The organism is Micromonospora sp. NPDC048999, from assembly GCF_040649295.1.
Lineage (GTDB): Bacteria > Actinomycetota > Actinomycetes > Mycobacteriales > Micromonosporaceae > Micromonospora.
Genome location: NZ_JBEZFI010000015.1, coordinates 65,263 through 90,006 on the forward strand (window position 1 = coordinate 65,263; position 24,744 = coordinate 90,006).

Sequence of the window (24,744 nt, forward strand, 5' to 3'; positions counted from 1 at the left end):
CAGCCACTGCCGGTTCAACGGAGGGTAGTGCTTGCCCTTTGAAGGTGGGAAAAGGTGGTATGCCACAGAGGCATAAATATGCCTCCCGGGCATCTCACTTCGAGATGAGACGCCGCCCGCACGCGACACGCATGGTCAGAGGCAAGTGGGCCGGAGGTCCCGAGGCGTGTAGGTGATCTGCACCTGGTAGGTGCCCTCGGCGACGCTGCTGAGCACATAGAGGTTCCACGTGCAGTCGGTCCCGTCCGGCTTCGAGGCGTTGTAGACATTGACGTCCTGGTCGAACCCCTGCCAGCCGCTGGAGCGGGCGAGATCCGCGTAGAAGCGGGCCACCTCGTCGGCGGCACCGGCCCCGGTGACCTTGCCTTCGAGCATTCCGAGTCGGAGGGGCTTCGAATCCACCCATCCGCAGCTGACGGTCTCGGTCACCGTCACCAGGGCAGCGCCGGGTGGCGTCTGGGTCAACACTGGCTCCTGACGCAGTGCGGCGACCGTCTTTGGGTCCGGGTGGCAGTCGCGGGCGGAACTGTCCCCCGATATTGCGTCGCCCAACCGGCCACAGCCGCCAAGGCTCAGCCCCAACGCGGTCACCATGGCAGCACGGCCGACAACGCTGACCCGACTCACAGCGCACACACTCCAAACTCTCGATCTTTTTTGGTGAGCATAGGTTCGCGTCTCCGGTGTCAGGTCGGCGCGGACTGGAGAGCGTCCGCGACCGGGCGCCGATGGAGCCGCCGTCAACAGGTTGAGCCTGACGGTCGGTAGCATCCGGGGCCATGGCGTTCTGGGTGCACTACGTGGTTCCGGCCAGTGCGGTCGGCGACGGAACGCCATTGCCCACGGGGGACGAGATCATCGGCTTCGCGCAGACGGTCGACGTCGACGCGGGGGATCGAACCGTCGAGTTCTCCATCCTCGCGGTCGGCGACGGATACCAGATCGCCACGGACATCGACTGCACCTCACTGCTGCGCGGACACGCCGAGGAGATCGCCGCAGCCCGGGCTGTGGACGCCTGGGTGCTCGACCTCGCCAGCCGCGCCGTCCGGATCCACGAGCTGCTGCTACACCGGTGGTACGAGGTCTGTTCGGAGTCCCACCGGTCGTCGCTCGACCCGCTGGAACGATGGCTGACCGCCCACGACCCGGCCGGCGATTACTGGGCGTCGCTCGGCACCACGGCCCGCCGCCGGCCCCGGTAACTGACTTTCGCCGCATGGCAACCCGCCTGAAGGTCGGATCCGAGTTCCCGGCCACCGCGACGGTGACGACCACGTACTCCTGACTGCCGTACACCGAGGAGAACCTGGCGCACCTGGTGCTGACGCCCCCCCCCCCCGCCGGGCTGCAGGGTCAATCGGCGAGGCGGCGGCACGCGTTGCGGCTGTGCGGTAGTCCGGCCTGCTTGAAGACGAGCCCACAGCTGCCGTTCTTCGGGTCCCAGAGCAGGTCGTTCGCCACCAGCGCCCGAAGCAGCGCGCGTTGCGCGTCGGTCAGCCGCCGGCGCTTCCCGTACGGCTTGGGGAAGGCGAAGCGCACCAACGCGCCCCAGCCGTCGTCGAAGCCGGCCCAACTGTCCCGGCTGGCAACCTGGCAGGCGGCCGTGGCGATCTCGTTGAAGTCGGTGGCGACCCGGATCGCAGCGGCGACGAGCTCGAATTGGTGCAGACCCGGGGGCGGTGGCTCCGCCAGCGCGGCCAGGATCAGCGCTCGGCTCCGCGGATCGTCCTCGTGGGCCAACGCGGCCCGGAGCAGGACCGCCTGGTCCGGGTCGGTGAGCCGGTCGCGGAGGTCGACGCCGAGCTGGCCGAGGCAGTACGTCCACTCCGCTTGTGGCCCTGCTCCTCGCTCCGACCACTCCAGGAGGAGGACTGCCAGTTCCTCCCGTCGGTCCGCCAGGGACGACACCTGCGCGATCGCCACGAGGTTCTCCGCGCGGAACAGGGCCCGGTCCGGCGGGGACTCCGCGAGCAGCGGAAGCACCACCGGGTACGCCTGCGCCACGGCGTCGGCGAGGTCCGGCAGTATCTCGGCGAAGTAGCGGTCGCCGGCGAGGCGGGTCACGCTCAGGGCGGCGTCGCCCAGGAACTCCAGGAGCGGCTCGACGGTGTCCGGGTGGGCCCGCCCGTCGGCGAGCAGCGCGGTCACGGCCCGGACGGACGGCGCGGTCGCCGTCCTAGGGAAACCCTGGTGCAGCACCGCGATGTCGAGGTGATCCAACGCTGCTTCTCGGGCCTCGGCGTCGCCGAACTCCAAGGCGTCCAAATGTGCCGGGGTGTCGGTCGCCCGGCCCCACGCGTGTCCGAGTCGACTCCAGTCAACCGTCATCACGACGCCGCCGGCAGTACAGCGAGCGGCATGGCGCCGCCCGCGAGGCGACCAACGATCGGCTTCACCCGGCCACTCTAGGGTGTCCAACATGTACGTCTACCTGTGCGGTGACGGCGTGCATCGACTTTGGCGCGCCGCCCACTCGATTAATGGGTGGCGTGGACGCAGCAGGGCGACCAGGCTGCCGAGCTATGACGAGCAGCGATCTGTGGGACGAGGAGACCGCGGCGCGGTACGACGAGTTCTCCGCCGAGATGTTCGCGCCCGGGGTGCTCGAGCCCGCTGTGGAGTTCCTCGCCCGGCTGGCGGACGGCGGTCCGGCGTTGGAGTTCGCGATCGGCACGGGCCGGGTGGCGATCCCGCTCGCCGCCCGAGGCATTCCCGTGACCGGGATCGAGCTGTCCCAGCCGATGGTCGACCGGCTGCGGCGCAAGGTGCCTGCGGAGCAGGTGCCGGTGGTCGTCGGTGACATGGCCACCACGACCGTCCCCGGCCGGTTCTCGCTCGTGTACGTCGTGTGGAACACCATCGGCAACCTGCGTACCCAGGACGAGCAGGTGCAGTGCTTCCGCAACGCCGCCCGGCACCTGTCACCGGGTGGTCGCTTCGTCATCGAACTGGAGGTGCCGAGCCTGCGGCGGCTCCCGCCGGGGCAGTCGGCGGTGCCGTTCGAGGTGACCGATCGGCACGTCGGCTTCGACACCTACGACATGGTCACGCAACAGGCGACCTCTCACCACTATCGTCGGCTCGACGACGGGAGCGTCCGCTACGGCGACCACAACTTCCGCTACATCTGGCCCGCCGAGTGCGACCTCATGGCCCGGCTGGCCGGCTTGACGCTGGAGCAGCGGGTTGCCGGCTGGGACGGTTCGCCCTTCACCTCCGACAGCGAGAGCCACGTGTCGGTCTGGCGCAAGCCGCTCGACGCCTCTGCTCACGTATCGGGGTGACGACGGGGCGCCAGGGAGTTTTCCGCGGATCGTCTCGCTGGTCGCGGCCTGATATCGTGCGGCGGGCTGCGATGAACGGCGCTGGAATGCGCACAACGGCAGTCTGCCGGGCCGTATCCGCAGGTCAGGGCAGTAATTAGCAGTTAGTAACTCTGGCCTTACGAGTGGATGCGGATTGAGTGCCGACCGGTGACAGACTCATCGCGTTCGAAGTGCTCCCGGATGCCGACCGGCGATAGCGCGCTGACCTGCGGCAGCGTACCCGATCGGGCCGACGTCCATCCCCGCGAATCGTGCCGACTGTGCCCTTCCGCCGGCTCACCCGCTTTGCTACTGGCTAACATCGATCACCCTTTTTGCCGACCAGTCGGCGGTCGTCCATGCGATCCCCAGTAGGCCGGTCGGGGGAGGGTGAGACCGTCTCGTTTGGAATCCATTCCCGGCGGCACTCTGGTGCTAGGGGCAACCGCGTGAAACGATGCCGACACCCGCAATCGCCGACTCGCCGCTGACTGCGTCATCCGTGTCGTGGCGGTGCCGGTGGATCTTCCTTCGAAAGGAAATCGGATGCGACAACCAAGGTGGCTGCACGCCGGATTCGCAGTCGCTCTCGTTCTTCCCTTGGCGACAGTAACCTGGGCCGGTTCGGCGTCGGCCGCAGGTGACTACAGCGCCACCGCGGTCACGCCCGCCGAGCGGGTGGTCGCCGACAAGACGCCCACCAGCCGCATGGCCCAGACCGACCCGGCACTGCTCAACCGCACGGATTCCACGCGGATCCCGGTTCTGATCAAGCTCGACTACGACTCCGTCGCCACCTACACCGGTGACATCGCGGGCCTGGCCGCCACCAGCCCGGGCAAGACCGGGGAGAAGCTCGGCAAGAGCGACGCCGAGAGCGCGTACCTCCGGCACGTGACCCAGCGTGAGGACAAGTTCGTCGCCGATGTGGCGAAGGCCGTTCCCGGCGTCACCATCCGCCAGCACCTGCGCAACGTGTACGGCGGCGTCTCGGCCAGTGTGCCGGCGAACAAGGTCCGCGACCTGCTGAAGGTCGACGGTGTGGTGGCCGTGCAGACGGATGAGCTTCGTCAGCCGCTCACCGACTCCAGCGCCTCGTTCATCAACGCCAACAGCACCTACCCGGCGCTGGGCGGCAAGGCGAACGCCGGCGCCGGCATCATCGTCGGCATCATCGACACCGGCGCGTGGCCCGAGCACCCCTCGTTCGCCGACAACGGCAACCTGAACACGCCGCCGACCAAGCGCGACCGCACTCCTCGCAAGTGCGACTTCGGCGTCAACCCGCTGGCCCCCGCGACGGGCGCCTTCCGCTGCAACAACAAGCTCATCGGTGGGGCCGCGTTCCTCGACACGTACCTGGCCAACAACACCGGCGAGCGGTACGTGACGGCGCGGGACAGCAACGGGCACGGGACGCACACCGCCTCCACCACCGCCGGTGACGTGGTCAAGTCGGCCAAGGTGTTCGGCGTGGAGCGCGGTCCGGTGCAGGGCATCGCGCCCGGCGCCTGGATCTCGGTCTACAAGGCCCTCGGTGCGCTGGGCGGTTACAGCTCCGACCTGGCCGCCGCCATCGACCAGGCGGTTCTCGACGGCGTCGACGTCATCAACTACTCCATCTCCGGTGGCACCAACCCGTTCACCGACCCGGCGGAGCTGGCGTTCCTCGACGCGTACGCGGCCGGCGTCTTCGTCTCCGCCTCGGCGGGCAACGACGGCCCGGGCGCGTCGACCGCGAACCACGTCTCGCCGTGGGTCACCACGGTCGCGGCGTCGACCCAGGAGCGCGAGTTCATCTCGACGCTGGTGCTCAAGGGCGGGGCCGACACGATCACCCTGACGGGTGCGTCGATCACCGCGGGCGTCACCGCGGAGACCCCGGTGGTCATGGCCCAGTCGCGCGCCGGCTACAGCGCGCTGTGCTCGGCGCCTGCGCCCGCGGGTGCCTTCACGGGCAAGATCGTGGCTTGCCAGCGGGGTTCGAACGCGCGCGTGAACAAGGGCTACAACGTCAAGCAGGGCGGCGCGGTTGGGATGATCCTCTACAACCCGACCCTGGCCGACGTGGAGACCGACAACCACTGGCTGCCCACGGTGCACCTGGCCGACGGCACCCAGTTCACCACCTTCATGGCCGCGCACTCCAACGTGACGGCCACCTTCACCGCCGGTGAGAAGCACGCTGGCCAGGGCGACGTGCTGGCCGCGTTCTCCTCGCGTGGCCCGGCCGGCCTCGGCATCAAGCCGGACATCACCGCTCCGGGTGTGCAGATCCTGGCCGGCCACACGCCGACCCCGGAATCGGCTGACAACGGCCCGTCCGGCGAGTACTACCAGGCGATCGCCGGCACCTCGATGTCGGCGCCGCACATCGCCGGGTCGGCGGTCCTGCTCAAGGCGCTGCACCCGGGCTGGAGCCCGGGTCAGATCAAGTCGGCGATGATGACCACGGCCGTGCAGGGCGTGGTCAAGGAGGACGGTGTCACCCTGGCTGACCCGTTCGACGTCGGCGCCGGTCGGATCGACCTCAGGAAGGCGCAGAAGCCCGGCCTGACGATCGACGAGACCGCGACCCGGATGGCGGCGCTCGGCAACGACCCGCTCAACGCGGTGCACCTCAACCTGCCGTCGGTGAACGTGCCGGTCCTGGCCGGCAAGATCACCACGATCCGCACCGTGAAGAACGTGACCAGCGGCAGCCAGACGTACAACGTGCACGTCAAGTCGCCGGCGCAGAGCAAGATCACGGTCACGCCGAGCACCTTCACCCTGGGGGCCGGCAAGTCCAAGGCGCTCACCATCACCATCTCGTCGACGGCTCCGACCGACCAGTACTTCGGTCAGATCATCCTCGACGCGGAGGCGTCCGACCTGCCGACCCTGCGCCTGCCGGTGGCCTTCGTGCCCAAGCAGGGTGACGTCAAGCTGGCCAGCAACTGCCCCGACCGGTTCATGCTCGGCCGCGGTGGCACGTGCACGATCACGGCGACGAACAACTCGTACGGCGACGCGAACGTCGACCTCACGACCACCGTCAACGAGCGGCTGAAGGTGGCCGGGGTCAGCGGGGCGACCCAGTCCGGCCCGCGCAAGGTGAAGAAGACCGCCACGCTCAACGGCGCCGTGCCGGGCGTGCCGTCGCTGTCCAACGGCACGATCGCGGGCTACCTGCCGCTGGCCGGCTTCGGCATCGCCCCGAACGCGATCGGCGATGAGGAAATCATCAACTTCAACGTCCCGCCGTTCATCTACGGTGGCAAGACGTACACCAGGATCGGAGTCGACTCCAACGGCTACGCGATCGTCGGCGGTGGCACCGCCGAGGACAACAACTGCTGCGAGCTGACCCAGATCCCGGACCCGGCCCGGCCCAACAACGTGCTCGCGCCGTTCTGGACCGACCTGACCGGCGTCGGTGCCCAGGGCATCCGGGTGGCGAGCCTGACCGACGGGGTCGACAGCTGGCTGGTGCTCGAATGGAACGTCAACGTGTGGGGCACCACCTCCAACCGGCACTTCCAGGTCTGGTTGGGGCTCAACGGTGAAGAGGACATCGTCTTCGCCTACGACACGCGTGCCCTGCCGGCCGCTCCGAACGGGCAGCCCTTCCTCGTCGGTGCCGAGAACGAAAACGGCACCGGCGGCCAGCAGCTCCCGGCGGGCACCCTGCCGACCCGGGACCTGCGGATCACCAGCAGCGCGCCGACTCCGGGCGGTTCGCTGTCGTACACGGTGGACCTCGCCGCTCTCGAGGTCGGCAAGGGTGTGGTCACCACCGAGATGAACGCCACGACGGTGTCCGGCGTCACGGTGGTCACCTCCGAGGTGCCGATCCGGAAGAACCCGTAGTAGCTAACGGTTGACCGCGTGCGCCGTGACCGGATCTCCGGTCACGGCGCACGTTCGTATCGGCGGAGGTCCCAGGAGTGGGCCATCCGACACCACCGGCGGGCCGTACGGGTGGCGGCGGCGGGAACCGCCATGATGAGCCGGTGAAAATCCTGTCCATCCAGTCCTCGGTCGCCTACGGCCACGTCGGCAACTCGGCGGCCGTCTTCCCGCTCCAGCGGCTCGGGCACGAGGTCTGGCCCGTACTGACGGTGCACTTCTCCAACCACACCGGGTACGGCGCGTGGCGCGGGCCGCTGCTGGCGCCGGCCGACGTGGCCGAGGTGATCGCGGGCATCGCGGACCGCGGCGTCCTCAACACCGCTGACGCGGTGCTGTCGGGCTACCAGGGCGACCCGGCGATGGGCGCGGTGATTCTCGACGCGGTGGACAAGGTCAAGGCGGCCAACCCGAACGCGGTGTACTGCTGTGACCCGGTGATGGGCGACGCCGGCCGTGGCATGTTCGTCCGGCCCGGCATCCCGGAATACCTGCGGGACGTCGTCGTGCCGCGCGCGGACATCATCACCCCGAATCAGTTCGAGCTGGATTTCCTCGCCGGCCGTACGACGAACTCGTTGCCGGAGGTGCTGGCGGCGGTGGACGTGGTGCGCGAGACGGGACCGCGGCACGTCCTGGTCACCAGCGTGCTCCACGGCGACCTGCCGGCCGGGTCACTGGAGGTGGTGGCCGTCTCCGACGAGGGCGCCTGGGCGGTGACCACGCCGCTGCTGCCGATCAACCCGAACGGCGGCGGCGACGTCACCGCCGCGCTGTACCTCGCGCATCTGTGGACGACGGGCTCGCCCGCGACGGCACTGGAACGCACCATCGCCTCCGTGTTCACCGTCCTCGAGGCGACCCTGGCGGCGGGTACCCGGGAGATCCAGCTGATCGCGGCCCAGGACGCGATCGCCGAACCGCCCGCCAGGTTCACCGCCCGCCGGCTGCGCTGACCCGACGCCGCTGGGCTCACGACGCCGCTGGGCTCACGACGCCGCTGGGCTCACGGCGCTGCCGGGCTCACGACGCCGCTGGGCTCACGGCGCTGCCGTCAGGGCAGCAGCGCGACGGCGGTGACCACCAGGCCCTCGGCGACCAGATACCGGCCGTGCAGCGCGGTCAGCGGCGGGCCGCCGTCCGTACGGGTGCCGTCGACGAGCAGCCGGGCGGTGAAGCTGCGCGACGCGGGGTCGATGGACAGTTCCGCCTCCTCGAAGCCGAGCCAACGCCCGGTGACCGGGTACCACGCCTTGTAGACCGACTCCTTGGCGCTGAACAGCAGCCGGTCCCAGTGCACGTAAGGGTCGGTGTGGGCTAGACGGCGCAGCAGTTCCGGCTCGCCGGCGACGGTCACCGCTTCGGCGACCCCGTCGGGCAGCACGCCGTGCGGCTCGGCGTCGATGCCGAGGCTGGCCAGCGCGGTGTCCCGGGCCACCGCGGCGGCCCGGTAGCTGGCGCAGTGGGTGATGCTGCCGACCACGCCCGCCGGCCACAGCGGCTCCCGCTTCGGCCCGGGGCGGATCGGGGCCGGGGCGTACCCGAGGTGGGCGAGCGCCTCCCGGGCGCAGCGGCGGGCGGTCACGAACTCCCGGCGGCGACCCTCGACCGCCTTCGCGATGAGGTCCTCCTCGCCGGGGTACGGGGCCTCGCCGGGAAGGTCGGAGAACGCCTCGACGGTCACCACCGTCGGGGGCAGCAGCGTCTCGATCATGCCGTCGCCCCGAGGATCCGCCGCATCGGCCGAGGTTCGCCGCCCCGGCGACCCCACTCCCGGGGGTAGCCAAGCGACACCTCCTCGAAGCGCACCCCGTCGTGGTGGGTGGTGCGCGGGATGTGCAGGTGCCCGTAGACGGCCACGACCGCACGGTGACGGATGTGCCAGTCGGCGGTGCGGTCGGTGCCGCACCACTGGGCGAACTCCGGATACCAGAGCACGTCCGTCGGCTGGCGGATCAACGGCCAGTGGCTGACCAGCACGGTCGGCAGCGCCGGGTCGGTGGCGGCCAGCCGGCGCTCGGTCTCGGCGATCCGGGCCCAGCACCAGGACTCCCGATCCGGGTACGGGTCGGGGTGCAGCAGCATCTCGTCGGTGCAGACCACCCCGGCGTCGTACGCCCGGCGCAGCGACTCCTCCTTCGTGCTGGTACCGGGGGCGCGGAACGAGTAGTCGTACAACTGGAACAGCGGCGCGACGGTCACCGGCCCGCTCTCCCCGTGCCACACCGGATAGTCGTCCTCGGGGGTCAGCACGCCGATGTCCCGGCACATCCGCACCAGCGCGTCGTAGCGCTCCCGGCCGCGCAGTGTCACCGGGTCCGACGGGTGCGTCCACAGCTCGTGGTTGCCGGGCACCCAGACCACCATGGCGAACTGGTCGCGGAGCTGGCGCAACGTGCGCTCGACCGCGCCGAACAGCTCGCCCACGTCGCCGGCGACGATCAGCCAGTCGTCGTCCGTCTCCGGCCGCAGGCCGTCGACGATCCGGCGATTCTCGGCGTACGAGACATGGAGGTCACTGACCGCGAACAGCGAACCCGTCACCCGGTCGATCTTGCCATTGCCGCCCGCGGATGGATAGGCGTGCGGTTGAGTGACCGCGGTCAGCCGGGCAGGATGACCGGCATCGGTGACGCGACCCCGGCGGCGAGCAGGGCCGTACGGGCTGAAACGTCGACTCTTCACGGAAGGGACGACCGCATGCACCCGATGCTGCGTCGACTCGACGACCTCGCCGCCCACCTTGCCGCCCGGCCGGACACCGTGGCGCTGCTCGGCCTCGGCTCGGCCGGCGTCGACCACGACCGGCTCGACGCCCACTCCGACCTGGACTTCTTCCTGGTCGTCGAGGACGGCGCGCTACCCCGCTACGTCGAGTCGCTCGACTGGCTGGCCGCACCCTGCCCAGTGGCGTACAGCTTCGCCAACGAGCGCAACGGCCGCAAGGCGCTCTACGCCGACGGGACCTTCGTCGAGTACGCCGTCTTCACCGTCGACGAGTTGGCCCGGCTGCCGTCCGCCGGGGTGCGGGTGGTGTGGCAGCGGCCCGACGCGCCGGCCGGGTTGGCCGAGTGCGGGCCGCCGCCCCGCCCCGCCACCCCGTATGACACGGTCGAGTTCCACCTCAACGAGGCGCTCACCAATCTCTACGTCGGCCTGCACCGCGAGCTGCGCGGGGAACGGCTCAGCGCGTCGCGGTTCATCCAGTCGTACGCGGTGGACCGGGTGTTGGCGCTGCTGAGCCTCACCCCCCCGAGGTGGCGCATCGGCGGGACCCGTTCGACCCGAGCCGCCGGGTGGAGCAGGCGTACCCGCCGGAGGTGCTGCCGCTGGCCGAGATGGTGCCCGGCTACCTGGGGTGACGGGCGGCTGCGGCGATCAGCCCGGTGGTGTGCACGGCACGCGACCGAGCGCCTCGCCGGGCAGGATGAACTCATCCGTGGCATCCTCGGCCGCCACCCCGTCTGGTGCGGTGGAGACCGCCACCAGCGGCGGACCGCCGCCAGCATTCGGTCGGAGGCCGGTGACCACACCGCGCACTGCTACGGGTACGGGAAAGGTCGTCTCGTCGGTCACGTCCACGCCGACCACGGGCGCCTTCTCGGTCAGCTGCCAGGCCCGGCCGGAGGCGTCGACCAACCGTATCCGGATCCAGCCCGGGAAGCTGCGGTCCTCCCAGCCGACGGCCTCGGCGGAGACCAGCACCGCATCCCCCAGGCGCAACCGGTACCCGAGCCGTTGGTCCACGCCAACTGCGGCGACGAGACTGCTCAGCTGCTCGTCGAGAAAGAGCGCGTAGTGGTACGGCGGATCGTCCACGTTGACCAAGCCGAGCCGGAGGGCCTTGTCGCCGTGCCGGCGTAGGACCTCGACCACTTGTCTGAACCCGAGGGTCGGGATGCCCATCTTGACGGTGTGTTCCTGCCGTCTGGTGTAGGTCCGGGCCAACTGCGACGCTGGCACCGCGCCCTCGGGGCTCTCGTCAACGGTGAACCGTGCCCCGTCGAGCAGGGCTTGGCGACACATGATGGCGGCCGGCGGCCCGGAGAACAGCAGCCGGGCAAGCTCCTCGCGATGCACGCCGCGACCCTATCCGTGTGGGACGGCCAGGGGGACGCCTTGGGGGCGGCGTCAGCGGGTGAGCAGGTCGGCGAAGTGGTCGGTGGCGCGGAGCAGTTCCCGGGCGATGCCGGGTTCGGCGGCGGAGTGGCCGGCGTCGGGCACCATCCGCAGCTCCGCCTCCGGCCATGCCTGGGCCAGGTCGTACGCGGACGCTGGCGGGCAGCAGAGGTCGTAGCGGCCGTTGATGATCACGGCGGGGAGGTGGCGGATCCGGTCCACCCCGTCGAGGAGTTGTGTGTCGCCGAGGAAGCCGCCGTGTACCCCGTAGTGGGACAGGATGCGCGCGATCGGCAGCGCCTGCCGCTCGTCGGTGAAGTGGGCGAGCAGCCCGGGGTCGGGGCGCAGCGAGGAGTTCACCGCCTCCCACCGGCCCCACGCCGCCGCGCACGCCCGGGCCTCGGCCTCGTCGGGGCCGTGCAGCCGCCGGTGGTACGCGGCGAGCACGTCATCCCGCTCCGCCGGCGGGATCGGGGCGATGAACCGGTCCCACTCGTCCGGCTGGAGGTGGCGCAGGCCGCCCTGGTAGAACCAGTCCCGCTCACTGCGCCGCATCAGCAGGACGCCGCGCAGGATCAGGCCGGTGACCCGGTCCGGGTGGGCCTGCGCGTACGCCAAGCCGAGGGTGACCCCCCACGAGCCGCCGAACACCAGCCAGGAGTCGATGCCGAGCCGGGCGCGGATCACCTCCAGGTCGTCGACCAGATGCCAGGTGGTGTTGGCGCGCAGCCCACCGAACGGGGTGCTCCGGCCGGCGCCGCGCTGGTCGAACAGCACGACCCGGTATCGATCCGGGTCGAAAAACCGCCGTGCCGCCGGCACCAGCCCGCCGCCGGGCCCGCCGTGCAGGAAGACCGCCGGTACGCCGTCCGGCCGGCCCACCTCCTCCACGTACAGCTCATGGCCGTCACCGACGGTGATCCGATGGGTGGCGTACGGCTCGATCGGTGGGTACAGAGCAAGCTCGGTCATGCCGACCCATCCTGCCCGGACTCCTGACCGGCGCCCACATCGGGCGCCCGGTCAGGAGTGGTGGGCCGTCAGACGTTGGCCGGAATGCCGGCGTCAGGCCCCGCCGTCGGCTCGTCGGCGGCCTGCTCCGACTCTGGTGCGGACCGCTGCGCCGGCGGGCGGACGGCGAACGCGTCGAAGCTCGGGCCTTTCAGCGGCGCCCGGTCGGCGGCGGGGGCACCCGCGGACCGTTCCAGGGAGGCGGGCTCGGGCCGCTCCGCGGGCGTCCGGTCGACCGAGCCGCCGCCGGCGGGCCGAATCGTCACCTGCGGGTACTCGGCGGTCGCCCCGCCGCCCGCGGCGGCCGCCATGACCGCCGCTGCGGCCTGCTCGGCCACCCGCTTCGCCTCCCGCTGCACCCGGGCGCGGGTCTCCTTGGCCTGCTGCTCGGCGAGGTCCGCCGCCCGGCGCGCGTCGTCCAGCCGCTTGGTCTCGGCGGCCAGGTTCCGGCGCACCTCGACCAGGCGCTCCTCCAGCGCGGCCCCCTCCTGCTCGACCGTGGTGATCTCCTGGCGGGTCTGCTCCAGCTGCTGACCGATGGTCTCCAGCTCGGCCTGGAGCTGCGCGAGGGCCTCCTGCCGCTGCTGGATCTCCTGCTGCACAATGGACAGCTGCTCCTGATGTGCCGCCGTCTCCTCGTCGGCGCGCTCGCGGACCTCCGTGGCGTACTGCTGGGCCTCGGCGACCAGCGCGGCGATGTCCCGTTCGGCGGCGGCGGCCCGGTCCGCCAGCTCCTGCTCGGCGGCGGCCCGCCGCTCGTCCAGCTCGCGGGCCATGGTGGCCTGCCACTGGGCCAGCTCCTGCTGCGCCTTGCTCCGGTTGGCCTGGACCTCCTGCTGGATCTGCGTACGGGCGGCCTTCACCAGCGCCTCCGACGCGGAGCGGGCCTGCTCGACCTGCTGGGTGCTCTGCTCGGTGATCCGCTTCGCCTCGTGCTGCGCCCGGTCGTGGGCGGCCTGCCCCTCGGAGAGCAGCTTCTCCGCCAGCTCCCGGATCGAGGCGAGTTCCGCCTGGGCGGCGGACCGCTGCTCATCGTGCGCCTTCTCCTGCTCGGAGCGGCGCGTCGACAGCTCCTCCTCCAGCTCCCGCAGCTCCCGGGCGGCCTCGTCCCGCGCCGCGGCCAGCACCTTCTCCGCCTGGGCCTGGAGCTCGGCGGCCCGCTTGCTGGCGGTCTCGCTGATCTGCCCGGCCTGCTTCTCGGCCAGGTCGAGGATCTGGTCGACCATCGGCCCGAGGTCCCGGAAGGACGCCCGGTCCACCTGCGTGGGCCGCTGCCGCAGCTCCACCGTCTCGGCCTGAATCCGCTGCATCTGCGCGGTCAGCTCCCGCACCTGCTTGTGTGCCCGGTCCCGGTCCGCCGCCAGCACGGACAGCTCGCCGTCCATCTGCTCGACGTACCGTTCCACCTGGCGTTTGTCGTAACCGCGCAGCGCCGGGTCGAACCGCGGCCGCGCGTCGTCGTGGGATGCGAACGGTTCCTCGCCGTTGGCCATACGCCATCCTCCGTCAGGTTCGCCAGCGCCGGGCCGACGGATTGACCGCCCGGCAGGGCATGATGAGGCGCAACGCTACCGTCGTCGCCGCGCAGGCCCTGCCCCGGCCCGGCCCTTCACCACGAGGCGCTGGCGACCGGTCAACCGGCCTGCAGGTTTCGCCAGGCCGTCGCCTCCGGCGACGGGAAGGCCAACTGGTACTGGGCCCAGTTGTTCCAGTATGCGACACCATCCACGCCCGGCTGCTGGCGCAGCCACGTGACGTGATCCGTCATCGCCTGCGCCCGACCCGTACCGGTGGTGTCCGCTGTGGTCCGGACCAGCCCGTACTCCGGCACCAGCAGCCGGACCCCCGGGTACGCCGCGCGCACCTTGCCGAAGGCCGTCCCGAACATCCGCGACGCCGGCCAGTAGCTCCCGGTGTCCTGCGAGTAGGTGTCCACGCCGTAGTGGGTCATCCCCGGGTAGCCCCAGTCGGTGGGGTTGCCCTTGCCCTCGACCAGCCAGTACCGGGTGACGATCGGCCCGTGCCCGAGCACCCACTTCCGGTTGGGGTGGGCGGTGACGATCTGTGTGATGCGGGCCGCCGTGGCCCGGTACGTCGCCGGGGCCACTACGCCCATCGGTTCGTGGTACCAGGTCAGGTAGACCGGCCGGTTCAACCCGTTCAGCCAGGTGCCGAGCTCCTCGACGGTGTCCTTCCACGACACGTGCATCACGGCCGACGGCGCGTCGACGAACTTGCCGGCGTTCAGCGGGGACAGGTCCGGCAGGCCGTTTCCGTTGGTGTCCGTGCCGTAGTCCCGCATGTAGCGGATGTTGGGGTAGTCGGCCACGATCTGCCGGGTCGGGGCCCCCTTCGCGGCGCTCATTCCCACCAGCAGCGGCACGGTGGCGTGGATGACGGGAGCGGCCATGGAAACCTCCGGGGGTGTGCTCCTGGGCCCCGGGCCGCCCGTCACTGGGCCCCCAGGACCGCCCTGACCTGCGTATTTCCCAGATTGCGTCGCCGAGACGGGATCGCCATAGGCGTCGGCAGATGGCGAAAGACGCGAGTTCTGCGCGTATCTGTTCGGCAGGTCGGACGGCGTTCGGGCGGCCCGGAAATCGGCTGCCGGCAGCCGCCCGCGGCCCCCATGCTGGCCGTCGTGACGATCGCCGTACGGGAGCTGACCCCAGGAGACTGGCCGCGGCTGTGGCCGATGCTGCGCGACATGGGCGTCGGTGACGAGCCCGCCGAGGCACACCGGGAGCGCTTCCTGCGCCTGCTTGCCGACCCACGCTGGGCGCTCCTCGGCGCGACGGACGCCGACGGGCTGACCGGGTACGCCGCCGCCCAGGACCACGGCCCACATCTGCGCTCCGGCGACGCCCACCGGACCGCCCGCCTGCACGACCTCTACGTACGCCCGAACCGGCGCCGGCACGGCGTGGGGCGCGCGTTGCTCGCGGCGGTGTCGGAGTGGGCGGCCGGACGGGCCCGCTACCTGGAGTGGCAGGCCCACCGGGAGCGGGCGGCACCCTTCTACGAACGGCTCGGCCTGCGCGGCGAACCCTGCCCCCAGCCCGACTACCCGACTTTCATCGTCGACTTCGGGCCGCGCTGAGCCTGCGCGACCGAGGCTTCGTCACCCCGGGCGAGGCGGCCAGCTCATGGCAGCGGGTGGGAGATGCCGCGGGCGTGGTCGGTGACCGACGCGCCGACCACGGTGGCGGTCAGCGGCAGCACCTCCAGGCAGCGGCGGACCGCCGCGGCCATCAGCCGGTTCGGCACCCGCATGGAGAGCGTGCAGTGCGGCACCCAGCGCCCCGGCTGGTAGTGCTCGACCAGGTCGATGCCGGCCCGGGCCAGCCGGCGGTGCACCTCGGCGTGGTGGGCCAGCAGTTCGGTGGTGGGCGCCGGCCCGAGCCAGAGCACCCGACCGACGAACTGCCCGGCGTGCTCGAACTCCAGCCGCAGCGGGGCCGCCACCACCATCCCGGCGAGAGCCTCGGCCACCCGGTCCGGGTCGAACCGCGGCGCCACCGCGAGCGAGACGTGCGGCCGGTGCCGCTGCTCCAGCAGCGACCGCATGCTCTGCACACCCTCGGACTCCAACGCGTCCCACAGCACCCGGATCCGCCGGGTGGCGTCGGTGTCGAGATACAGCTCCAGCGCCGCGACCACCCGATCACCCTAAAGGCGAGGTTTGGCCGGCCCAGTGGGCGGTACTGCCCAGGTGACCCCGACGGTGGAGGAGCGTGGACCGGTGGACGTGAACGATCTGCTGACCGAGGCGTACGGCCGGCTGCCCCATCTGGTGGAGTCGGCGGTGGCCGGGCTGAGCCCGCAGCAACTGCGCCAGGCCCCGGCGGCCGGGGCGAACCCGGTCGGCTGGCTGGTCTGGCACCTGACCCGGATCCAGGACCACCACGTCGCCGACCTGCTGGGGGAGGAGCAGCTCTGGGTCACCGGCGACTGGGCGCGCCGCTTCGGGCTGACCCCCGACCCGCGCGACACCGGCTTCGGGCACGGTCCGGAGCAGATCACGGCGGTACGGCCGGAGAGTGGCCAGGTGCTCGTCGACTACCACCGGGCGGTGCTCGATCGGACGCTCGCGTTTCTGCGCGGGCTGGGCCCTGACGACCTGGACCGGGTGGTCGACCCGAGCTGGGACCCGCCGGTCACCCTCGGCGTACGGCTGATGAGCGTGCTGGCGGACGACCTGCAGCACGCCGGCCAGGCCGGATACGTGCGCGGGCTGATCGAGCGGGGGTGACCGCCGTCCCGACTCATCCGGATCGGGTGAGTTGGGCTCACCCGTCGGGCGGGGAACCTGCTCCGGAGCAGCGGACACGGGGAGGGGACGGATGGGCGGTTCGATCGCGGAGCACCTGATAGAGCAGGTCGCGGGCCGACACAACGAGATTCCGGAGAACACGGCCGGCACCGTCCGCCTCGATCTGCACGACGGCGGGACCACCGAGCACTGGTATCTGACCATCGACCACCAGGACGTCCGGGTGGCCCGATCCGCCGGCGAGGCCGACATGGTCGTACACGTCGACCGTGACGTCTTCGAGCGGATCGCCACCGGCAGCCCACGGCTGGTGTCGGCGCTGCTGCGCAACGACATCACCGTGCAGGGCGACGTGCGGCTGCTGATGACGCTGCGCCGGCTCTTCCCAGGCCCGCCCGAGGCCCGGCACGCCCGAGAGGCCGAGCGGAGCGCGGGTACGCCCCCCGCGCCCGGGGCGGAGGCGCGATGAGCTCGGAACTGGTGCACGTACTCGCCGGCAACTCGTTCGCGCTCAGCGACGCGGAGGGCGACATGGAGGTCGACCCGCGGGTGCCGGCCGGCCTGTTCTCCTTCGACACCCGGTTCCTGTCCCACTGGGTACTCACCCTCAACGGGGAGCGGCTGCATGCTCTGTCCCGGGACGACCTGGCCTACTTCGAGACCCGGTTCGTGGTGGTCCCCGGGGCGGCCAGCCACTACGTGGACGCCGACGTGTCGGTGATCCGGCAACGGTTCATCGACGGTGGCCTCCACGAGCGGATCACCGTGCTCAACCATTCGGCGGAGCCCGCCGAGCTCACCGTGCGGATGGAGATCGCCAGCGACTTCGCCGACACCGCCGAGATCCGCCAACCCAGGCCGCGCCGGCCGGTGGTCACCGCCGCTTCGGAGCATCGGCAGTTACGGCTGTGCTACCAGCGCGATCGGTTCGTGCGGGAAACCGTCGTCACGAGCACCGCCCAGGTGGACGTCGACCAGGGCGGCATGACCTTCCGGATCCGCATCGACCCGGACGGCGAGTGGCACACCGACCTGCATGTCGAGATGATCATCCACGGCGCCGGCGGCCAGGACGTGCGCAGCAGCCTGGCGGCCCACCGCCAGCGGGTGCACGACGACATGCACGAGGACGTCGCCGGGTTCCTCGCCCGCGCGCCGCAGCTCAATGGCGAGCGGACGGCCCTGGTGAGGGCGTACGAGCAGGCGCTGGACGACCTGGCGGCGTTGCGCTACCTGCCGTGGTCGTTCGGCGAGCGAGTGCCGGTGGGCGGGCTGCCCTGGGCGATGACGCTGTACGGCCGGGACGCCCTCATCACCTGCCTGGAGACGCTGCCGTTCACCCCCGAGCTGGCCCCCGCCACGCTGCGGATGTTGGCCCTGACCCAGGGCAGCCAGCTCGACGACCTGCATGACGAGGAGCCGGGCAAGATCCTCGCCGAGCTGCGGTACGGCGAGTCGGCGGCCTTCGAGGAGCAACCCACCGCGGCCTACTTCGGGGCGGTCGACACCACCCCGCTCTTCGTCATCCTGCTCGACGAGTACGAACGCTGGAGCGGCGACGCCGACCTGGTCCGGGAGCTGCGCCACCCGGCCCGGCTGGCGCTGGACTGGATCAACGAGTACGGCTGCCCGCTCGACGACGGCTACCTGCGGTACCAGCCGCGCAACACCGTCAGCGGGGTGGCCAACCAGGTGTGGCGCAACTCGCCGGACGCCGTCGCCGGCCGGGACGGCCGCCAGCCGGCGTTCCCCCGGGCCACCAGCGAGCTGCAGGGGTACGCGTACGACGCGAAGATCCGGGGTGCCCGGCTGGCCCGGGAGTTCTGGGGCGACCCGGCGTACGCCGACCGCCTGGAGGCCGAGGCGGCGGCGCTGCGGGAGCGGTTCAACCGCGACTTCTGGCTGCCGCAGCGGGAGTACTACGCCTTCGCGTTGACCCCCGATGGGGAGCCGGTCGATGCGCTCACCTCCAACCTCGGGCACCTGATGTGGAGCGGGATCGTCGAGCCGGAGCGGGCCGGCGCGCTCGCCGCGCACCTGAGCGGACCGGAACTCTTCTCCGGTTGGGGGGTGCGGACGTACGCCGTCGGCCAGCGGCCGTACAACCCGGTCGGCGCGCACCTGGGCGGCGTCTGGCCGTCGGACAACGCGCTCGTCGCCGTCGGCCTGCGCCGCTACGGGTACGACACCGAGGCGGCCGCGGTCGCGGCCGCGATGTTCGACGTGGTGGAGACGCTCGGCGGCTCGATGCCCGAGGTGATCGCCGGCTACCCGCGCCGGCTGACCAAGTATCCGGTTCAGCTGCCGATGGCCGGTCGGCCGCAGTCGTGGTCGTCCGGGGCGCTGCTGATGCTGCTCGCCACCATGCTCGGGCTGCGACCGTGCGGCGACAACCTGCTGGTCGACCCGGCGATCCCCGAAGGGTACGGCCGGGTCGAACTGCTGGACGTGCCCGGCCGCTGGGGCCACGCCGACGCGTACGGGCGGGACCGGACCAAGGACGGACGCCACCGGGCGCGCTGAGCCGCAGCTAGCCGCCGCCCTTGCCGCGAGCTGATCGTGGCGGCTGGCTCAGCCCATCGTCTTCGCCCCGTCGATCGCTTCGCGGATGATGTCGGCGTGGCCGGCGTGCTGCGCGGTCTCGGCGATCAGGTGCAGCAGCACCCGCCGCACCGACCAGCTGGCCCCGGGCTCGAACCAGGGTGCCGACGGCAGCGGATGGGCGGCATCCAGGTCGAGAGTGGCGATCAGCGCGTCGGTCTCCGTCGCCACCCGGTCGAACTCGGCCAGCAGCCCCGCGAGGGTCTCGCCTTCGGTCATCCGGAACTGCCCGGCCCAGTCGAGCGGCTGGCTCCGCATCGCTTCGGCGCCGCCCACGGCGAACCACATCCACCGTTCCTCGGTGACCGCCACGTGCTTGATCAGCCCGCCGAGGCAGAGCTCGCTGACCGTGCTGCGCCGGGCGGCCTGCTCGTCGGTCAAACCCTGGACCGTCTGTCGGAGGAAGCCGCGGTGCCGGCACAACGTGGTGCGTAGATCCGCCCGCTCGCCGGTGAGAACCTGTTCGGAAACGTTCATGCCTGCCCGCCTTTCGCTTGAGGACCGTTGGACACCGTATGGCCGGCCACAGACAGTTCCGTGCGGCTACGCCGCCCGGCTCGCTCTTTCGGACCTTCCCGGAGGACGGCGACGTGGCGAAGAGCGATATGCCTCTGAGTCATGAAAATGACTCAGAGGCATATCGCTCTCAGGCCGTATGTCGTCGGCGCGGGTCTCAGGGTGCCGTGCGCGAGGGGTCAGCCGCGCCAGCTGACTCCCTCCGAGTGCATGCCGGTGGCCTCCTCCAGCGCGTTGTCCGGCAGGTCCCCCTCGGCGCTGTCGTCGGGAAAGGTCCGGCCGGACGGCGCGGGATCCGGCGGCGCGCCCGGCCCCGCAGCCGGGGCGCGGGTGGGCTCCACCGGACCGAAGCCGTGGCGACCGGCGGCCGGGCCGCCCGGCGCCGCCCCGGCCGCCCGGCGCTCGCCCCGTCGGCCCTCCGGCACGGCGGGTTCCTCGCTGCCCTCGTCCATCGGCGCGTCCTCGCCGGCGCCCCAGGGCGGATCGGCGTCGTAGCCGTCGGTGGTGCCCCACGGGGCGACCGCCTCCGGCCCCCGTCCCTCGCCCCTGCCCGGGCGTTCCTTGCTGCTCATCCCCACCTCACCTGGCTGGTTTCCATGCCCGCACGGGTCAACGACCGGCCCCGACCAGATGCCGGGTCGCCATGCCCATGCCGACTGCCTTGCCGATCTTCGGCGCGCCCATCGCGGCGACCTTGCCGATCTTCGGCGCACCCATGCCGATGGTCTTGCCGATCATCTTCGACGACGACATCAGCCCGCCCGCCCGGATGAGCATGCCCCGGAACACCTGGCCCGGCTTCTGCTGCTCGCCCATGTACGCGGTGACCACCACCAGCGCGCCGGTCAGCGCCGGGATCGCCCACTGGAGCAGCTTCATCTGCCGCTGGCAGGAGGCGATGTTCGCCGGCGTCTGGTAATGCGGTTCGGTGATCCCGTCGACGGGTGAACGGCCCGCCCTCTGCAGCTTCATGCCGACTATCCGGCTGTATCCGGTCACCGCCAGCGCGGACAGGGTCAGCGCGGTCTTCAGCGCGCTGATCTTGCCGACCCCGGCCTGTGCGGCCATCCGAGGGCTCTCCGTCACCAGCTCGCCGACCGAGCCGGCGAGGTGCGCGCCGATCGCCGCCGCGTTGACCGGGGTCCAGCGCGCCCAGCCGGCCGCCGCGACCGGCAACCGTTGCGTGGAGTCGTCGATCTTCGCCGCCGCGCCGTTGACGCCGAGCGCACCCATCAGTGACCCGCCGAACCAGGCCGCCAGGCCCAGATCGTGCATCGAGCGCAACGCCGTGTGCCGTTCGGACATCTGATCCCCCTCCGCCGTGTTCGGGCGGTGCGGCTTACCCGCGTGGGGGCCGGCTACGCCCTCGGCAGGGTGGCGGCGAAGGCGGCGACCCGGGCGGCCAGTGGGGTGGCGGCGCGTACCCAGGTGAAGTGGTCCAGCGGGGCGCCGGCCTCGGCCACGGTGTAGCGGTGCCGGGTCACCGGTGCGGCGGCGAGCTTGGCGCAGAGGTGATCCAGCGTGTCGTGCGGGGTGTACTGGTCGTCGTCCACGCTGACCGCGAGGACCGGGGTGCGTACCCGCCCGACCGCCGTCTCGGTGTCGACCCCGTCGAGCACCGGGAACCGGCCGGTCCGGGCGGTGTACGCCCAGTCCCGGATCACCCCGCGCGCCTGCCGGCCGCCGAACCCCCAGCCCGGCCAGACGCCGAGCAGCCGGGCGACCCCCGCGATCCCCTGGGTGTACGGCAGCACACCCCAGCCGCGCAGCCCCGGGTAGCTACGCCACCAGGGCAGGCCGACCGCCACCAGGGCCAGGCCGTCCACCTTGTCGCCGTCGTGCAGGGCCTGATGCAGCACCGCGACCTGTCCGCCCAGGGAGTGCCCGAGCAGCACCCGGACCCGGCCGTCCAGCCGGGGCTTGAGCGCCTCGAGGACCGCGCCCACGTCGGCGGTCAGTTCCGCGTAGCCGTACCGGCAGGTGCGGGCGGGCGGCGGGGTGCTCTCGCCGGTGCCGCGCAGGTCGGCCACGATCACGGCCAGACCGGCGTCGCGCAGCGCCGCCGCGAACGGGCGGTAGTAGCGGGCGCGTACGCCCATCGCCGGCCAGATCACCACCACCGGCGCACCCGGCGGCCCCGCCGGTTCCGGATAGACCTGGACGCCGAGGCGTGCCCCGTCGACGTCGACGAACTCCTGTGTGTACGCCCCGCTCATCGGGCCAGCGTACGGCGGCAGGCTACCGGCGGGTAGCCATGGGGTGAGGTCGGCCCCGCGCGGCACGGTTAGCTGCGCAGCATTCCCGGGCCGAACACCTCGTACGCGATCCGCTCCGCCGTTACGCCCCGGCGCAGCAGGCCGCCCCGCACCCCGGCCATGAACGGCACCGGCCCGCACAGGTGCACCCGCACCCCGGGGACGAGCGGGATCAGCTCCGGGTCGACCAGGCCCTCCGCGATCTCCGCCTTCAGTCCGGCCAGTTCGCCGTCGGCGGCGTCCTCGTACCACAGGTGCACCGACAGGTTCGGCAGCCGCTGCTGAAGTCGGGGCAGTTCGTGGCGGCGAGCGTGCCCGGCGCTGGTCCGGTCGGCGTGCACCAGCGCCACCGGCCGTTCGGGCTCGGTGGCGGCCAGGTACTCCAGGGCCGCCATCGCCGGGGTGAGGCCGATGCCGGCGCTGACCAGCAACAGCGGCCCGCCGTCGCCGACCGCGCTGACCTCGCCGAACGGTGGGCTGAGCCGGAGCGTGTCGCCGACGGCCACCTGCTCGTGCAGGTGCGTGGAGACGATGCCGTCGGGCGCGCCGGCGACGCCGCGTACCCGCTTGACGGTGATCCGCCAGTGGCCGGCGCCGGGTCGCGCGGAGAGGCTGTACTGCCGGATCTGCTGGCCCCGGCCACCGTCCAGGTCGACCGCGACCGAGACGTACTGGCCCGGGGTGAAGGTGGGCACCGGCCCGCCGTCGGCCGGCACGAGGTCGAACGACACGACATCGGCGGTTTCCCGGGTCCGCTCCGCCACCCGCCAGTCCCGCCACACCGAGCCGTCCTCCGCCACTCCGGCGGTGGTGTAGAGGCGCGCCTCCCGGGCGATCAGCTCGCACGCCAGCAGCCAGTACACCTCGTCCCAGGCGGCCGCGACCTCGGGGGTGACGGCGTCGCCGAGCACCTCGCCGACCGCGGCGAGCAGGTGCCGCCCGACGATCGGGTACTGGGTGGCGGTGATGCCGAGCGAGGCGTGCTTGTGCGCGATCCGGTCCAGGATCGGACCCCATGGCATATTGCCGGCACCCGTCAGGTGCTCGGCGTACGCGACGACGGCGGCGGCGAGCGCGGCCTTCTGTTGCCCGGTGGCCTGGTTGCCCTGGTTGAAGATGTTGAGCAACTCCGGGTGGGCGTCGAACATCCGCTGGTAGAACCGGCCGGTGATGGCCTCGCCGTGGGCCTGTACGGCGGGCAGGGTGGCCGCCACCACTGCTGCTGAGGATTCCGAGAGCACAACTACTCCTTCGGGTGTCGACTGGGTCGAACCCAACTGAACAGGAATGCAGAATTCCTCTTTAGGGTCGAAGGTCCCGGGCCTGGGGTAGCCCTGGTCACAGCGGCCGTACCCGGCGCATCGGCTCCTGTCGCCGGATTGCGTCGCTGGCTACCGTCGAAAGGTGAAGCTCAACCAGTCGACGGACATGGCCCTGCGGATCGCCATGCTCACCGCCGCCTCCCCGGCCCGTACGACAGTGGACGAGCTCGCCACGCAACTGGCGCTGTCCCGCAGCCACGTCGCCAAGGTGGTGCAACGGTTGCAACGGATCGGCGTACTGGTGACCGTCCGGGGCCGCTTCGGCGGCGTGGCCTTCGCCGAGCAGGCCGGCGACCTGACCGTCGGGCAGGTGGTCCGGGCCTTCGAAGGCGACGACGAGGTCGTCTCCTGCGAGCAGTCGGGGTGCCCGCTGATCGCCGGCTGCCGGCTCCGTGGTGAGCTGCGCCGGGCCCAGGCCGCCTTCCTCGGCGTCCTCGACGGGGTACGCCTCAACGACCTGGTCGACGGACCCGCCGGCCCGCTCCTGCTGCGTATCGGCGGGCTGGCGAGCGGGGCCGGGGAGCGCCCACCAGAGGACGGGCGATGAAGGTCTCGCACCCGGTGTTCGCCCGGTGCCCGAGTCGTGGCGTTGGACCAGGCCGGCCCGGCCGAACTCAGACTCGGCGGAACTCCGCGCGCCAGCGGATCCCAGCGTCGGGGGCGGCGATCTCCTCGATCCGTCCCGGGGCCAGCGGGCCGGCGGCGAAGGCGTCGACCTCGGCCCGGGCCAGCGGCCAGGGCGGGCCCTCGACGACCTCGTCGTCCCGCCGGCCGGCCGCGATCACCAGCAGCGTCCCGCCCGGCGCGACCAGCCGGCCGACCGCCGGGATCGCCCGCTGCCGCAGCTCGGCCGGCAGTGCCTGCACGTTCATGCTCTCCAGCACGAAATCGAACCCGCCCAGCCAGTCGCGGGGCGGGTCGAGCAGATCGGCGGTCTCGTACCGGACCGGGGAGCCGGGGTGGCGGCGCCGGGCCGCCTGTACCGCCGTGGGTGAGATGTCGAAGGCGACGGTGGCGAAGCCGAGGCGGGCCAGATGCTCGGCGTCGCGGCCGAAGCCGCATCCGATGACCACGGCGCGTCGGCCGGACCCGTCCGGCCGGGTCCCGTCGGTCCATTCGCTGAGCAGGGAATGCGCCCGGTCGAGGTCCCACGGCACGACCGCCTCGCCCCGCTCGGCGTCGGCGTAGAGCCGCTCGAACCAGCCGGCCGGATCGCTCTCGGCCGTGCCCGGGGAAGACAATCGGTGGGTTGGATCGTTGTCGTGCACGGACGCCTCCTCATCTCCGGGCAGTCCTGGGCCGGGCGGCAGCGCGGACCCCGCGCCGCAGCCTAACCGGACGCCGCACCGCACCCGGTGCCACAGCGCTGTCGGGGCGCCGGGCTAGGCTCGCTCCGGCGCGCCGCCGGTGGCGAGCGAGCCGGTGAGCGGCACCACACCGCCGAGACC

General features: G+C 71.8%; 24 protein-coding genes. 10 read left to right on the forward strand and 14 right to left on the reverse strand.

The window, feature by feature from the left end:
* Positions 1–135: 135 nt before the first annotated feature.
* On the reverse strand, positions 136–465 hold the full coding sequence (locus AB0C02_RS17975; RefSeq protein ID WP_357549271.1) for a hypothetical protein: 330 nt from the start codon (positions 463–465) through the stop codon (positions 136–138).
* Positions 466–779: 314 nt separating this feature from the next.
* Here AB0C02_RS17975 and AB0C02_RS17980 point away from each other — a divergent pair, with 314 nt between their 5' ends.
* A complete protein-coding gene (locus tag AB0C02_RS17980) occupies positions 780–1,205 on the forward strand; it encodes a hypothetical protein (RefSeq protein WP_357549272.1) in 426 nt (141 codons plus the stop codon).
* 151 nt (positions 1,206–1,356) lie between these two features.
* On the opposite strand, the gene AB0C02_RS17985 is transcribed toward AB0C02_RS17980, so the two are convergent.
* Positions 1,357–2,331, reverse strand: a complete 975-nt coding sequence (locus AB0C02_RS17985; protein WP_357549273.1) for a hypothetical protein — start codon at positions 2,329–2,331, stop codon at positions 1,357–1,359.
* Positions 2,332–2,525: 194 nt separating this feature from the next.
* Here AB0C02_RS17985 and AB0C02_RS17990 point away from each other — a divergent pair, with 194 nt between their 5' ends.
* The 3 genes from AB0C02_RS17990 to pdxY all read left to right on the forward strand — a co-directional run bounded on the left by AB0C02_RS17990 (position 2,526) and on the right by pdxY (position 8,155).
* Positions 2,526–3,287: a class I SAM-dependent methyltransferase gene (locus tag AB0C02_RS17990; protein ID WP_357549274.1), complete on the forward strand. Its 762-nt coding sequence runs from the start codon at positions 2,526–2,528 to the stop codon at positions 3,285–3,287.
* Positions 3,288–3,908: 621 nt separating this feature from the next.
* Entirely contained in the window at positions 3,909–7,160 is a 3,252-nt protein-coding gene (locus AB0C02_RS17995) for a S8 family serine peptidase (RefSeq protein ID WP_357549275.1), read from the forward strand.
* Positions 7,161–7,303: 143 nt separating this feature from the next.
* The gene (gene pdxY, locus AB0C02_RS18000; protein ID WP_357549276.1) at positions 7,304–8,155 is read left to right on the forward strand and encodes a pyridoxal kinase PdxY; all 852 of its coding nucleotides are present in this window, start codon (positions 7,304–7,306) and stop codon (positions 8,153–8,155) included.
* Positions 8,156–8,253: 98 nt separating this feature from the next.
* On the opposite strand, the gene AB0C02_RS18005 is transcribed toward pdxY, so the two are convergent.
* The gene (locus AB0C02_RS18005; RefSeq protein ID WP_357549277.1) at positions 8,254–8,913 is read right to left on the reverse strand and encodes a 4'-phosphopantetheinyl transferase superfamily protein; all 660 of its coding nucleotides are present in this window, start codon (positions 8,911–8,913) and stop codon (positions 8,254–8,256) included.
* Positions 8,910–9,743 (reverse strand): metallophosphoesterase, encoded by an 834-nt coding sequence (locus tag AB0C02_RS18010; RefSeq protein WP_357549278.1) that lies wholly within the window; start codon positions 9,741–9,743, stop codon positions 8,910–8,912. The genes AB0C02_RS18005 and AB0C02_RS18010 overlap by 4 nt, the downstream gene beginning before the upstream one ends.
* 156 nt (positions 9,744–9,899) lie before the next feature.
* On the opposite strand from AB0C02_RS18010, the gene AB0C02_RS18015 reads away from it, so the two are divergent.
* Positions 9,900–11,063: a hypothetical protein gene (locus tag AB0C02_RS18015; protein WP_357549279.1), complete on the forward strand. Its 1,164-nt coding sequence runs from the start codon at positions 9,900–9,902 to the stop codon at positions 11,061–11,063.
* A 267-nt stretch (positions 11,064–11,330) separates the two neighbouring features.
* Here AB0C02_RS18015 and pip read toward each other — a convergent pair whose 3' ends face one another.
* The 3 genes from pip to AB0C02_RS18030 form a co-directional block, all read right to left on the reverse strand.
* Positions 11,331–12,290 (reverse strand): prolyl aminopeptidase, encoded by a 960-nt coding sequence (gene pip / locus AB0C02_RS18020; protein ID WP_357549280.1) that lies wholly within the window; start codon positions 12,288–12,290, stop codon positions 11,331–11,333.
* Between the two features lie 68 nt (positions 12,291–12,358).
* Positions 12,359–13,822 carry a hypothetical protein gene (locus AB0C02_RS18025; protein ID WP_357549281.1) on the reverse strand — a complete coding sequence of 488 codons (1,464 nt, stop codon included), beginning with the start codon at positions 13,820–13,822 and terminating at the stop codon, positions 12,359–12,361.
* A 140-nt stretch (positions 13,823–13,962) separates the two neighbouring features.
* Entirely contained in the window at positions 13,963–14,739 is a 777-nt protein-coding gene (locus AB0C02_RS18030; RefSeq protein WP_357549282.1) for a hypothetical protein, read from the reverse strand.
* Positions 14,740–14,970: 231 nt separating this feature from the next.
* Between AB0C02_RS18030 and AB0C02_RS18035 the strand changes: the two genes are divergently transcribed.
* A complete protein-coding gene (locus tag AB0C02_RS18035) occupies positions 14,971–15,429 on the forward strand; it encodes a GNAT family N-acetyltransferase (protein WP_357549283.1) in 459 nt (152 codons plus the stop codon).
* A 44-nt stretch (positions 15,430–15,473) separates the two neighbouring features.
* Here the strand turns inward: AB0C02_RS18035 and AB0C02_RS18040 are convergent, their stop codons facing one another.
* A complete protein-coding gene (locus AB0C02_RS18040; RefSeq protein WP_357549284.1) occupies positions 15,474–15,989 on the reverse strand; it encodes a 2'-5' RNA ligase family protein in 516 nt (171 codons plus the stop codon).
* A gap of 82 nt (positions 15,990–16,071) precedes the next feature.
* Here AB0C02_RS18040 and AB0C02_RS18045 point away from each other — a divergent pair, with 82 nt between their 5' ends.
* The 3 genes from AB0C02_RS18045 (at position 16,072) to AB0C02_RS18055 (ending at position 19,125) form a co-directional block, all read left to right on the forward strand.
* Positions 16,072–16,581 carry a DinB family protein gene (locus AB0C02_RS18045; RefSeq protein ID WP_357549285.1) on the forward strand — a complete coding sequence of 170 codons (510 nt, stop codon included), beginning with the start codon at positions 16,072–16,074 and terminating at the stop codon, positions 16,579–16,581.
* Between the two features lie 91 nt (positions 16,582–16,672).
* On the forward strand, positions 16,673–17,071 hold the full coding sequence (locus AB0C02_RS18050; protein WP_357549287.1) for an SCP2 sterol-binding domain-containing protein: 399 nt from the start codon (positions 16,673–16,675) through the stop codon (positions 17,069–17,071).
* On the forward strand, positions 17,068–19,125 hold the full coding sequence (locus AB0C02_RS18055; protein WP_357549289.1) for a glycogen debranching N-terminal domain-containing protein: 2,058 nt from the start codon (positions 17,068–17,070) through the stop codon (positions 19,123–19,125). Before AB0C02_RS18050 ends, AB0C02_RS18055 begins: the two co-directional genes overlap by 4 nt.
* A 48-nt stretch (positions 19,126–19,173) precedes the next feature.
* On the opposite strand, the gene AB0C02_RS18060 is transcribed toward AB0C02_RS18055, so the two are convergent.
* The 5 genes from AB0C02_RS18060 to AB0C02_RS18080 all read right to left on the reverse strand — a co-directional run bounded on the left by AB0C02_RS18060 (position 19,174) and on the right by AB0C02_RS18080 (position 23,215).
* Positions 19,174–19,680, reverse strand: coding sequence for a DinB family protein (locus AB0C02_RS18060; RefSeq protein ID WP_357549290.1), 507 nt, complete (start codon positions 19,678–19,680; stop codon positions 19,174–19,176).
* A 218-nt stretch (positions 19,681–19,898) separates the two neighbouring features.
* Complete coding sequence (locus AB0C02_RS18065; protein WP_357549292.1) at positions 19,899–20,291, reverse strand: hypothetical protein; 393 nt, start codon at positions 20,289–20,291, stop codon at positions 19,899–19,901.
* Between the two features lie 37 nt (positions 20,292–20,328).
* Positions 20,329–21,024 carry a hypothetical protein gene (locus AB0C02_RS18070; protein WP_357549294.1) on the reverse strand — a complete coding sequence of 232 codons (696 nt, stop codon included), beginning with the start codon at positions 21,022–21,024 and terminating at the stop codon, positions 20,329–20,331.
* 53 nt (positions 21,025–21,077) lie between these two features.
* The gene (locus AB0C02_RS18075) at positions 21,078–21,935 is read right to left on the reverse strand and encodes an alpha/beta fold hydrolase (RefSeq protein WP_357549296.1); all 858 of its coding nucleotides are present in this window, start codon (positions 21,933–21,935) and stop codon (positions 21,078–21,080) included.
* A gap of 68 nt (positions 21,936–22,003) precedes the next feature.
* Complete coding sequence (locus AB0C02_RS18080) at positions 22,004–23,215, reverse strand: globin domain-containing protein (RefSeq protein WP_357549298.1); 1,212 nt, start codon at positions 23,213–23,215, stop codon at positions 22,004–22,006.
* 163 nt (positions 23,216–23,378) lie between these two features.
* Here AB0C02_RS18080 and AB0C02_RS18085 point away from each other — a divergent pair, with 163 nt between their 5' ends.
* A complete protein-coding gene (locus AB0C02_RS18085; protein WP_357549301.1) occupies positions 23,379–23,843 on the forward strand; it encodes an Rrf2 family transcriptional regulator in 465 nt (154 codons plus the stop codon).
* A gap of 67 nt (positions 23,844–23,910) precedes the next feature.
* Here AB0C02_RS18085 and AB0C02_RS18090 read toward each other — a convergent pair whose 3' ends face one another.
* Positions 23,911–24,564: a class I SAM-dependent methyltransferase gene (locus tag AB0C02_RS18090; RefSeq protein ID WP_357549303.1), complete on the reverse strand. Its 654-nt coding sequence runs from the start codon at positions 24,562–24,564 to the stop codon at positions 23,911–23,913.
* Positions 24,565–24,744 lie beyond the last annotated feature (180 nt).